This window comes from Butyricimonas sp. BSD2780061689_150309_C8, assembly GCF_015560935.1.
Taxonomy (GTDB): domain Bacteria; phylum Bacteroidota; class Bacteroidia; order Bacteroidales; family Marinifilaceae; genus Butyricimonas; species Butyricimonas paravirosa.
Genome location: NZ_JADMSV010000036.1, coordinates 25,424 through 36,989 on the forward strand (window position 1 = coordinate 25,424; position 11,566 = coordinate 36,989).

Genomic DNA, 11,566 nt, shown 5'->3' on the forward strand with positions numbered 1-11,566 from the left:
TATGTTTGACGTCAATCGGATTAGAAAGGATTTCCCGATACTGGAGGAAAAGATTTATGGCAAACCGTTGGTTTACCTGGATAACGGGGCAACAACCCAGCGACCTTTGCGAGTGGTGGAAAAGATGACGGAATATTATTTACGTTACAATTCCAACGTGCATCGGGGAGTGCATTATCTGAGTAATAAATGTACGGATGCCAATGAACAAGCCCGGGAAACCGTGAGAGAGTTTATCAACGCGGAGTCCACGGATGAGGTGATATTTACCCGGGGAACGACCGAGAGTATCAATCTCGTGGCTTACACTTTCGGGGAGGCTTTTATCCGGGAAGGTGACGAGATCATCGTGACGGAAATGGAACACCACGCCAATATTGTTCCCTGGCAAATGCTGTGTGAACGCAAGAAGGCCGTGTTGAAAGTGGTGCCTTTTAATGATAAGGGTGAGCTGGACATGGAGGTGTTCCGGGGGCTTTTGAATGAGCGGGTAAGATTGGTATGTGTGGCTTATGTTTCTAACGTGTTGGGTACGGTGAATCCGGTGAAGGAGATGATTGACGCGGCACACGCTTTGGGAGCATACGCTTTGGTTGACGGAGCTCAGGCTATCCAGCATATCCCGGTTGACGTGCGGGCATTGGATTGTGACTTTTTCGCTTTTTCGGGGCATAAGGTGTACGGGCCCACGGGAGTTGGTGTCCTGTATGGAAAGCGTAGCCTGTTGGAACAGATGCCACCTTGGCAGGGCGGGGGAGAAATGATCAAGGAAGTTCGTTTCGAGAAAACGACTTACAACGAATTGCCTTTTAAATTCGAGGCAGGAACTCCGGATTTTATCGGGGTTGTCGGTTTAGGTGAGGCCTTGGAGTACGTGAAAAGTATCGGTTTACAAGAGATTGCCGAATATGAACATGGTCTGATGGATTATGCCATGAGACAGGTTCGGGAAGTTCCGGGCATTATCTTATACGGGGATGCCGCGAATAAGTCTTCCGTGATCTCGTTCGGAATCGAGGGCATACATCCTTTTGATTTGGGTACTTTGTTGGATAAGATGGGGATTGCCATACGTACGGGACAATTGTGTGCGGAACCCGTGATGCAACATTACGGGGTACAGGGAATGGCTCGCGCCTCCATAGCCATGTATAACACCCGGGAAGAAATTGATGTTTTCTGTGAAGGGTTAAGAAAGATAGAAAAGATTTTCAAATTATAAGAGCAATGACGATAGAAGAGATTCAGAATCAAATCGTGGATGAGTTTTCCATGTATGATGATTGGATGGATAAATATGCTTATCTGATAGAAATAGGTAATGGCTTGAATGCGATGGACGAAACGCACAAGACGGAGGATAATCTGATTAAAGGATGTCAGTCCAGGGTGTGGTTTCATGCCGAATTGCGAGATGGTAAGTTGTATTTTGAAGCGGATAGTGATGCCATTATCACGAAAGGTATTGCCGGGTTATTGATCCGGGTATTCTCCGGTCAGACGCCTCACGACATCGTGAATGCTAATCTGGATTTTATCGACAAGATCGGCTTGACTCAACACCTGTCACCGACACGTTCTAACGGGTTGTTGTCGATGGTGAAACAAATAAAGTATTACGCCTTGGCATACGAGGGAAAATAACGAGAGATATGGGAAAAAGTTTAATGGAAGATTTAGTGATCGAGAAATTATCTACCGTTTATGATCCGGAAGTTCCGGTGAATATATGGGAGTTAGGACTCGTTTATAATATTGAATTCCCGAAACAAAACGAGGTGATTGTTACCATGACCCTTACTGCTCCGGGATGTCCGATTGCCGACCAGATCGTGCAGGAGGTGCATGATGTCGTGTTGACGATCGACGGGATTGATGAAGCCACGGTAAACCTGACTTTCGAACCGATGTGGACTCCGGAAAGAATGAGCGAAACGGCCCGGTTGGAATTGGGGTTTGATATTTAAGTTCATAAAGTTTGTAAGGTTTATAAAGTTGTCTTGTACCTTACAAATTTTATAAACCTTATAATTTCATAAATGGAGGCATTATTAGAAAAGGCCAAAGAGTGCGGGTTTGATGCCTGTGGTGTTGTTCCGGTGGATGTTTTATCCCGGGAGAGGGAGCGGTTGGAGCGATGGATCGGACAAGGATTTCATGCAGGAATGAATTACATGGCGAATAATATAGAGAAGCGGGAGAATCCCGCTTTATTTGTTGAAGGGGCCCGCTCGGTGATTGTAACTCTGACTAATTATTATACTCCAAAACTCCAATCGGAAGGCATTCCGGTAGTTGCCCGCTACGCATACGGGAAAGACTATCACCGGGTGGTGAAAGACCGGTTATTTAAATTGCATACTTGTCTGGAAGAAGTGAGCGGACGAAAGATTACGGGCCGGGCATTCGTGGATTCCGCTCCGGTGTTTGAACACGAGTGGGCTCGACGGGCCGGGTTGGGATGGATTGGCCGGAACTCTTTGTTGATTCATCCTCGTTTGGGGTCCTATTGTTTTATTGGTGTTATTATATCGGATTTTGAACCTTCAAGGTATTCTCTGCCCGAAGAGCGGAATTTTTGTGGTCAGTGTAACCGGTGTGTGGAGGCTTGTCCCACGGGAGCCCTTTCCTCGCATGAAGTGAATGCCAATCTTTGTATTTCTTATAACACGATCGAGAGAAAAGATGACATCCCGTCAGAAATAAAGAAAAAGATGGGAGATCGCTTTTTTGGGTGTGATGCCTGTCAGGAGGTCTGTCCGTGGAATCGGAAAGCCGTACTGCATCATGTAGAGGAATTTTCCCCGAATGAATGGTTGATGCGGATGAGCCGGGAAGAGTGGTTGGCACTTGATGAGGAAACATTTCAAGTCCGATTTAAGGAATCGCCGCTCCAGAGGCCCGGTTTGGAACGGATAAAACACAACTTGTAATTTCGGATCATTTATACATTGTTTTTTTTCTTGCTAAAATTCCCCTTGATTATAGATTCCCCGGATAAAAATTTTATTTTTGTATCAAAATGGATTCAATCTGTTATGATGGGACAGCGGTCGGTGAAAGATCAAGAAATTTGTGATTTGTTAAATGCTCGTGATCAACGAGGGATGGAGCTTTTATTCGAAGCTTATTATAAATCTTTGGTTTCATGGGCTAACACTTTTTTGAACGATCTCGGAGTAGCCGAGGATGTTGTTCAAGAATTTTTTATCGCTCTGTGGAATCAAGAGATTCACCGGGAATTAAAGCCGGAAACACTTTCTTCTTTTTTGCGGGTGTTGGTTCGAAATCGTTGCTATAATCGATTGACGAAACGTGATATATTCACGTGTTTTGTGAGTGTGGAACGTGTCGATTGTATGTTTGAGGAATATGATGATTCGAAGGACCAGTTGATCGCTAAAGTGATGGATGAAGTTGCTCTTCTTCCGAATCGTAGTCGGGAAATATTGAATGGCGTTTTTGTTGAGGGAATGAAATATCAAGAAGTGGCAGATCGTTACAATATTTCGGTTTCTACTGTAAAAACTTTGTTAGGAACATCTATACGGAAACTACGAGAGCGAATGGGGCGTGAAGGATTTCTTGATTTTTTGCTCGTTTATTGCCGGTATTGTTAAAAACTAATGTTTTTTGGATAATTGATGATTTTTCTTCAAAAATCACTAGACTTTTTCATCCTCTTTTTTGTACATAAGATGAAAAAGGATCAAATCTATGGAAAAAACGAAACTAGACCACGAAACAGAAGATTGGTTAATTGCTTTTCTGAGTGGTGAATTAGACGAGCGGGAAGAAGAAAATGTGCGTGTATGGTTGGAGGCGAGTCAAGAGAATCGGAATGCTTACGAATCTTTGATGAAGGATTATTTACGAATCCGGTGGGTACAAGAAGATGTACATATACGGGAAGAACAGGCAAAAAAGATAATATTCTCTTCTTTGAAAAAGAAAAGGAATCTGACGCCTTATTACGGAGTGGCAGCTTCAATAGCAGTGTTATTGATTGTGACATTATTCTTTTTTATTCGAGAGGATAAACAGGTCGTTTCTGAAAAACTTGTTGTTTCGGAAATAAAGCCAATTCAATCAAAGGCAATGTTAGTTCTGTCCACGGGTGAACAAATTCAGTTAACAAAATCGACACAAAAGATTCAGGAGCAAGACGGTTCCGTGTTGAAGATCGACAGTGTCATGGGAGTACAATATGATGCTTTATCTACAAAGAGAGTTGAAAAGCCGATTTATAACAAAATTGTCGTTCCGCGAGGAGGTGAATATTTTGTGACATTAAGTGAAGGTACGAAAGTGTGGTTGGATGCGGACTCTGAATTAGAGTATCCGGTATTTTTTTCTGGAGATTTCAGAGAGGTAAAATTGAAAGGAAATGCTTATTTCTGTGTTACGAAAAAAAATGATAAGCCTTTTGTCGTACGTGCAGGGGAATTTTCGTTGAAGGTATATGGGACTGAGTTTAACGTGAATGCTTACGATTTACAAAATATTGAGACTGTTCTTGTGAACGGATCAATAGGGTTTAAGGCGAATATAAGTACTCCGGAGCGAATGATGGCACCCAACGAGTTAGCTGTTTCGGATTCCCGGACGGGGCAGAGTGAAATACATCAGGTGGATATATACCCTTATATCGCATGGAAAAATCAAAATATTGTGTTTGTCAACGAGCGGTTAGAATCTATCATGGAAAAAATGGCTCGTTGGTATGATGTAACCGTGTTTTTTCAAGATGAAAGTCTAAAGGATCTGCGGTTTGATTGTAACATGAGACGGTATGCTGATATTAGGGATTTGTTTTTCTTTTTGGAGAAAACCTCAAATGCCCGGTTTGCTCTGAATGGACGAACAGTTGTCATAAGTAAAAAATAAGTGACGAAGAAATGAGCCTCTTCATCACTTACAATTAAACAATAGATAGGTTCAATTGAGCCGAACCTGTCCAGTATTAATTTTAGTTCAATTACAAATGTATGAAAAAAAAGAGAATCATGTGGCACATCTTGGATGAGTCACATAAAAAAAATTGGATGATCATGAGGTTGTGTGTTATTTTTATGTTTTTTTTGCAATTTACCGCATTTGCAAATAGTGTAGCACAAGATCAGGTGATTAGCTTGAACTTGAAAAACGTGAGTTTTTATCAGTTATTTGATGAAATTCATAAACAGACGGGGTTACGGTTTATTTATAACACGAACCAACTAGAGAAAATGGACAAGTTGGACATTCATGCGGAAAAGAAGAAAGTTAAAGATGTTTTACGTGATGCGTTGGCTGAAACCCCATTTACCTTTTTGTTTGATAAGGACGTGGTGATGTTGGTGCAAAAAGAGGAGAAAGAAAAAAAATCATTGCGGGTAAAAGGATTCGTGTATGATACACGGAGAGATCCCATTCCCGGAGTGACGGTGAAGGTGGCAGGTGTATCTTTGGGGACAGCGACGGATACAAGGGGATGGTTCGCCATGGATCTGCCTGTAACGAGTGGGACGTTGGAATTTTCTTTCGTGGGTTTTAAAAAGAAAATAGTAACTTTTAATGCTCAATCCGATACCCTACGGGTTATTATGGAGGAAGATATTCAGGCGTTGGATGAAGCGGTTGTGGTAGCCTACGGAACGACAACCCGTCGTGAAATGACAGGAGCAATATCCACAGTAAAGGGAGAAGATTTAGAAGGAATCCCCTCCCCGAATATTGCAACTTTATTGCAAGGAAGGGTTGCCGGGATGGATATTACGAATATTTCCGGGGCCCCGGGAGGTGGCGGAGCCGCGATAACCATTCGGGGATACAACTCTTTAGACATAGAGTTGGAGAGACGTTTTTCTAATCCATTATGGGTTGTTGATGGTGTTCCATTGAATTCGTTTACTTCTCCGATCACGGGAACGAATTTGTTGTCAGACATTAATCCCGATATGATCGAATCCATTGAAGTTTTGAAAGATGCTTCTTCTGCAGCCATATACGGCTCTAGGGCTGCCAACGGGGTGATTATCGTGACAACGAAAAAGGGACGTCAAAACCAAAAAAGTTCTTTATCGGTAAATGTTTCACAGAGTTGGAGCGTGTTGCCGGAATTGCCGACGATCATGGTGGGGCGTTATGAAAGAGATTTTCGTTTAAAGGCATTGAGAAAAGAGTTGATAGCTTATTTGGATATGGAAACTTTGCGTTATAAATACCCTGAAACTTGGGAGGAGAATTACTTGCATCCCGGAGGAACGATGGATGCTTTGATGCATCCGGTTACTTCTACTTCAAATGGGCTTTTTTTCCAGGATAGTTTGAACGATTTCTATAATAATGCCACGAACTTTTTCCCGATGTATTACCATAAGGGGAAAGTGACGAATGCTAATATCCAGTCCTATGGCGGTTCGGAAAAAATCGCTTATAGCTTGGGGTTAGGCTATTACGATGAATCTGGTATATTAAAAGGGAGCGGTTTTAATCGAATAGATTTGAACTCCAGTATGAACATAATTCCAGTAGATAAACTGACCGTGGATTTGCGCTTGAACGCTTCTTTGGCTAATCGGAAACAGGGATACGGGTCGTTCAGTTCTAGTTTCCAGAGTTCACCGATGATCGGCGTTGTACCGGGGGACCCTTATTATCTTAGTTCTCTATATCCGGGGGAAGGTTCGGCTGTTTGGGACTATATTGTCGACCAGATGAAAAATATAAAAGAAAAAAACCGTTCAATTCGTTTGAGAACCAATTTCAAGTTAGGCTATGAGATTATCAAAGGTTTACAATTGTCAACTTCCTTGGCTGCAGACTATTCATTAAATCGTCGTAATGGTTTTACACCCTCTTACCTGATGTCTACCAACCGGTCTATGAGTGTTGGTGAAACCGGGATAAGTTTGATGGTATTGAATGAAAATTTATTGAATTATAAAACTACAATTAACGAGAATCATAATATAAGTGCGGTGGCCGGTCTGTCCTATCAGTATGATCAGACCGAGTATAATGGAGGAAGCGGGGAGAATTCTCCTAGTGATCAGATTTATTACGTGCGTCCGGGATTCCCGGATTTAGGGGATGAACAACTGACACCTACGCTTAGCCGTAAAATAGCTTTGCAGCACTACCTTTCGGATATGACGGAACAGGTCCTGATTTCTTATTTTGCTCGTTTGGAGTACAACTATAAAAAGAAATATCTGTTCTCAGCCAGTATCCGGCGGGATGGAAGTTCGACTTTCGGGGAACATAAGAAATGGGGAACTTTCCCTTCCGTTGCTGCAGCATGGACTTTTTCCGAGGAGAGTTTTATTCGGGAAAATTTAGAATGGTTGAATTTCGGTAAAATCCGGGCTAGCTGGGGACGTTCTGGGAAACATTTTGAATCGGCTTATCTCGCATTGGGAATTATGCAAAATGGTGCTCCTTTTGAAGGGAATAGTACATTGGAACCCTCGTGGTCTTTAGGAGCGTATAATCAAGATTTGACTTGGGAGGAGACAGACCAGTATGATTTCGGTTTGGATCTGGATTTACTGGATTATCGTTTGGGAATTACCTTGGATTATTATTACCGTTATACCGATAAGCTCCTGTTCCCGGTCTCTTTGCCGGGAGAGCATAACGGTTTCGGTTCTCAGTGGCAGAATGCAGCTGCCATCTCAAATGAGGGAATCGAATTGTTGGTTAAATATGATATATTTAGAAAGCCCGAATTTTCATGGCGGGTGTCGGTTAATGGTGCAAAAGTCTGGAATCGTTATGAAAAATCATATAATGGTAAAGATAACTCCAGGGGAATTATCGGTAAAGCTTTGAATGGGATTTATGGTTATCGGACGGAGGGATATATTAACAGTCAAGATGAGGTGCCTATTGTATACAATAATGTTGGCATGAGTTCTCCAATGGGAGGTATCCAGTACTACAAACCCGGAGATTTGAAATTTGTGGATGTAAACGGTGACGGTTCTATTGGGAGTAGTGATCGGGTATATTTAGGTAGTGCTTTACCTCAAATTAGCGGTGGTATTGTTAGTGAGTTGAAATGGAAAGGATTTGATTTGAATTTCTCATGGGCTTACCAGCTGGGACGTCATATGTACAATACTCTTCCCGGAAGTTCAATTATTCCTAATTACAATGGTTTGGAGCATCCTGTTTTGATGGATGTGCGGAATGTCACTTTCTGGGAACAACCGGGGGATAATTCGGATTATGCCAAATTGCAGGCCGATAGCCAGATGCAGTTCTTTCCGAATGAAATGAGCGTGATTGATCGTTATGTAGAAAAAGTGAATTGGTTAAAATTGAAAACCGTGACTTTGGGGTATGATTTGCCTCGTTCCTTGATCCGGAATTGGAAGATTGAACAGTTACGTCTCTTTGTTAGTGGAGAAAATTTGCTGACCTTCTCGAATTATTCAGGCATTGATCCGGAGATCGTGGATATTAGAACCGGTATCGATAGCGGGAGAAATTATCCTCTTGCTAGAAAGTTTACAATAGGTTTAACCTTGAAATTTTAAGTTATGAAATTGATAGTAATTTTATTATGTATGTCGTTCTTTGTGGGGTGTACGGACCTGTTACGGGTTGAACCGGAGAACAGCCTGACTTTTGGAAATATCACGAAAGAAAAGGATGTTGAAGCATTAGTATACGGTGTTGGAGCGGGAGTACGGGATATGGTATGTTGGAATGCTTTGCTGCAAGTGGAAAAAGGAGCTTATGCTGATGAGGCGGATGAATCACGGAGGGGTGCCCGGATGTTGGAATTGGAAGCCGGGACGGCTGATTTGTGGGAAGCTTGGTATCAGGTGATTATGGGAGCAGAGACCGTGCTGTCGCATGTCGATGTTGTTGAGATGCCGAATGAACGGAGACAGTTTTATAAAGGGCAGGCTTACTTCTTTAAAGCTTTAGCTTATTTTGATTTGATACGCCGTTGGGGTGACTGTATTTTGCAGAAAGGGGGAATTAACTGGGAACCCGTGGCTAAAACTCCTTGGCCGAAGGTGTGTGATTTTGCGATAGAGATGGCTGAAAAAGCTGCCGAAATTTTGCCTCCTTTTGACAAACTGACGGATTGTAACGGGAATACGATGCTTTCAAAATCAACACCTTGTCAGGGTGCGGCCTATGCTTTACTGGCTCATTTGTGTGCTTGGAAAGCCGGAGGTAAGTATTTTGCAGCTGAAGTTGATCGGAATTATGATGAGAAAGAATTGTGGGATATGGCTGAAAAAGCTTGTACCAAGGTGATAGAATCTCCTTTATATGACTTGGTAGCTACGCCGGAAGAGGTTTGTGCTTCGGTACTTGTTGGTAATAGCAAGGAAGGAGTTTATGAAACGGTAATGAAAGATTATTATAACGAGGTTGGAAAACGGGTATATTCGCTGGGTACGGATTATGTGGGTTATCCCGTGCGTCCTGAATATGGCCCGGGTGTTGTGCAAGATTTCACATTACGTATATTCACGACTTCAGTTCGGAAAATGTATCCGGGTGCGGATACTAGAAAATATGCCTATTTCTATGATCTTGACGGGATGGATGCCATGGATAAGAGTATAACAGGTGGTTTTGCTTACCCTTATAAGGAGAGAAGTGTGAATATTACGGTTACGGGTACTAAAAAGAAATTTGCTTCTTTCAATTCTAATCGTATTTGGTGGCGTTTGGCTGATATCTACTTGTTGAGAGCGGAATGTCGGGTACATTTAGGAGGTGATAAAATCGAAGGAGCCATCGAAGATTTGAACACGATCCGGAAACGGGCGGGTGCGGCTCTCTATCAATCCTCTGAAGATAATGGTGATTTACAGATGACGGTGTTCCGGGAACGTGAAAAAGAATTACTGGTAGAGGGGTATCGTTATTATGATATTATCCGGAACGGATTGGATTACGTGCATTCTTTCTTGGAAGGAGGTTATCAGACGGTGACACAACAGGATTGTATTGATGGGGCTTTCTTCTTGATGAATAAGAGTATTGATTTTAAGGAAAATCCCTTGATGCGACAGAATCTATATTGGTTAAAAAGACAATAGTTATGAAGAATATGAAGAAAATATTGATAGGATTGAGTATGTGTATCGTTTGTTTTGCATGCACAACTAAGCAAGAAGTCATTGATGGAGGAGTTGCTTCTCCTTATTACGACGGTACTATTATGGAGTACTTGCGTTCAAATTCTGAGCAATGGGGGTATACGGTACAGATGATAGAACGGGCGGGATTGACGGATTTGTTTGAAGGAAGAGTGGATACCGTGCCGGCAATGACTTTTTTTGCCCCACCTTCTTTTGCTGTTTATCGTTATTTGATGGATTGTAAATATGATGGAGTTTCGGAGGTGAGGTATGAGAGTATAGAGGAAATGCCTGTTGATTTGTGTCGAGAACTAATATTGAAACATGTTGTCGTGGGAAAATATTTGAAAGAGGATATCGGCTTTCGGAATATGGACTACGCAATATATGCGGAGGAACAGGATGGAGGAACAACTTTTACTTGCATAGGAGAGAATCAAGTCATTGCTTATCTGGAACGGGATACTTATAAGGGAATTCCGGAGGCCGGGGCAATAGAGATGTTCTTGTATTCTGTAACCGTCGGGAAAATGATTCCTTTAGCAACACCGAATATACAACCTAAAAACGGAGTAGTTCATGCCTTGAATTATGGTTATGATTTTGGAAAAATTTAAATGAAAGATTATGAGAGTAATATTGATATTAATGATGGGAGTGTGTATGTTGCTGGGAGCTTGCCAGGATGTTACTCCCGGTTATTTACAGACAGAATATGCGGGTTATACTATGGATTCTATGGTTGTGAAAAAAGTGCTGGATCTAACTCCTCCCGAACCGAATCCGACTTTTGAGATGTATGTAAATAATTATGGATATACTCCGGAATATTGCGTGCAGAATGGTATTTATCCGACAATAGGAGGAGATGAATATAAACGTGATAAGTACGGATGGCCTTGGACGAGTACGCCGATAGAAGGGGTAGAAGGTACTCGACCTATTTTTGTCAGTATAAAAAGTATTACCACGGAATTGGGTAATGCGGAAAAAATGTGGGAAGTGTTGAAAGTCAGCGGTGACGGAACTTTTTCTATGCCAGTATATAGTGATGTCCCTGTTGGGCGTTATCGGATATCTCTGACTTTTACGAATGAAGGATATACTCAGGATGTGAATGACTGTTTTACGATTATCGTGAAATAGAATGTACGTGTGGTGATATTAGTGAAAGAGGTGATTACAAGATACAATCACCTCTTTTGCCCCGTTCTTGTTTGGTGTCCCCTCGTCGCTTGTTAACCGCTGGGCTAGGACAAGAACATAGCATCTTCATAGTATGTACATAACATGAACACGGGTGGGTGTAGTTGGAGAGTTCGAGTATTATCATTGTTGGGGTCTTGCCCCAGTCCATCTGCGGACCTTCCTTAGCTTAAGTGTAGAGTACTGGTCCATTTCCCGTAGTTTTCCCGTTGAAGAGAGGGAGAAGGCAGGGTTCAAAGACGTATCACATTCGAATCAAAGAC

10 protein-coding genes are annotated in these 11,566 nt (G+C 42.1%); all 10 read left to right on the forward strand.

The genetic code is table 11. The annotated features are described in order from the left end of the window. Position 1 precedes the first annotated feature (1 nt). The 10 genes from I2I33_RS18920 to I2I33_RS18965 all read left to right on the forward strand — a co-directional run bounded on the left by I2I33_RS18920 (position 2) and on the right by I2I33_RS18965 (position 11,243). Positions 2-1,222 carry an aminotransferase class V-fold PLP-dependent enzyme gene (locus I2I33_RS18920; RefSeq protein ID WP_087421660.1) on the forward strand — a complete coding sequence of 407 codons (1,221 nt, stop codon included), beginning with the start codon at positions 2-4 and terminating at the stop codon, positions 1,220-1,222. A 5-nt stretch (positions 1,223-1,227) separates the two neighbouring features. Further along, entirely contained in the window at positions 1,228-1,644 is a 417-nt protein-coding gene (locus I2I33_RS18925; protein WP_087421661.1) for a SufE family protein, read from the forward strand. A gap of 8 nt (positions 1,645-1,652) precedes the next feature. Then, a complete protein-coding gene (locus tag I2I33_RS18930) occupies positions 1,653-1,967 on the forward strand; it encodes a metal-sulfur cluster assembly factor (protein ID WP_087421662.1) in 315 nt (104 codons plus the stop codon). 72 nt (positions 1,968-2,039) lie between these two features. Then, on the forward strand, positions 2,040-2,933 hold the full coding sequence (queG, locus tag I2I33_RS18935; RefSeq protein WP_087421663.1) for a tRNA epoxyqueuosine(34) reductase QueG: 894 nt from the start codon (positions 2,040-2,042) through the stop codon (positions 2,931-2,933). 105 nt (positions 2,934-3,038) lie between these two features. Next, positions 3,039-3,620, forward strand: a complete 582-nt coding sequence (locus tag I2I33_RS18940; RefSeq protein ID WP_229128384.1) for an RNA polymerase sigma factor — start codon at positions 3,039-3,041, stop codon at positions 3,618-3,620. 97 nt (positions 3,621-3,717) lie between these two features. Next, positions 3,718-4,887: a FecR family protein gene (locus I2I33_RS18945; RefSeq protein WP_087421664.1), complete on the forward strand. Its 1,170-nt coding sequence runs from the start codon at positions 3,718-3,720 to the stop codon at positions 4,885-4,887. A 101-nt stretch (positions 4,888-4,988) separates the two neighbouring features. Then, complete coding sequence (locus I2I33_RS18950) at positions 4,989-8,525, forward strand: SusC/RagA family TonB-linked outer membrane protein (protein ID WP_229128385.1); 3,537 nt, start codon at positions 4,989-4,991, stop codon at positions 8,523-8,525. A gap of 3 nt (positions 8,526-8,528) precedes the next feature. Then, the gene (locus I2I33_RS18955; protein ID WP_087421666.1) at positions 8,529-10,055 is read left to right on the forward strand and encodes a RagB/SusD family nutrient uptake outer membrane protein; all 1,527 of its coding nucleotides are present in this window, start codon (positions 8,529-8,531) and stop codon (positions 10,053-10,055) included. 2 nt (positions 10,056-10,057) lie between these two features. Then, entirely contained in the window at positions 10,058-10,714 is a 657-nt protein-coding gene (locus tag I2I33_RS18960) for a hypothetical protein (protein WP_229128386.1), read from the forward strand. Between the two features lie 10 nt (positions 10,715-10,724). Beyond that, complete coding sequence (locus I2I33_RS18965; RefSeq protein WP_118305798.1) at positions 10,725-11,243, forward strand: hypothetical protein; 519 nt, start codon at positions 10,725-10,727, stop codon at positions 11,241-11,243. Positions 11,244-11,566: the final 323 nt, after the last annotated feature.

Bases quoted from the DNA above. Each gene is read 5' to 3' on its own strand.
- I2I33_RS18920 (WP_087421660.1), top strand. From the start codon at position 2: ATGTTTGACGTCAATCGGATTAGAAAGGATTTCCCGATACTGGAGGAA.
- I2I33_RS18925 (WP_087421661.1), top strand. From the start codon at position 1,228: ATGACGATAGAAGAGATTCAGAATCAAATCGTGGATGAGTTTTCCATG.
- I2I33_RS18930 (WP_087421662.1), top strand. From the start codon at position 1,653: ATGGGAAAAAGTTTAATGGAAGATTTAGTGATCGAGAAATTATCTACC.
- queG (WP_087421663.1), top strand. From the start codon at position 2,040: ATGGAGGCATTATTAGAAAAGGCCAAAGAGTGCGGGTTTGATGCCTGT.
- I2I33_RS18940 (WP_229128384.1), top strand. From the start codon at position 3,039: ATGATGGGACAGCGGTCGGTGAAAGATCAAGAAATTTGTGATTTGTTA.
- I2I33_RS18945 (WP_087421664.1), top strand. From the start codon at position 3,718: ATGGAAAAAACGAAACTAGACCACGAAACAGAAGATTGGTTAATTGCT.
- I2I33_RS18950 (WP_229128385.1), top strand. From the start codon at position 4,989: ATGAAAAAAAAGAGAATCATGTGGCACATCTTGGATGAGTCACATAAA.
- I2I33_RS18955 (WP_087421666.1), top strand. From the start codon at position 8,529: ATGAAATTGATAGTAATTTTATTATGTATGTCGTTCTTTGTGGGGTGT.
- I2I33_RS18960 (WP_229128386.1), top strand. From the start codon at position 10,058: ATGAAGAATATGAAGAAAATATTGATAGGATTGAGTATGTGTATCGTT.
- I2I33_RS18965 (WP_118305798.1), top strand. From the start codon at position 10,725: ATGAGAGTAATATTGATATTAATGATGGGAGTGTGTATGTTGCTGGGA.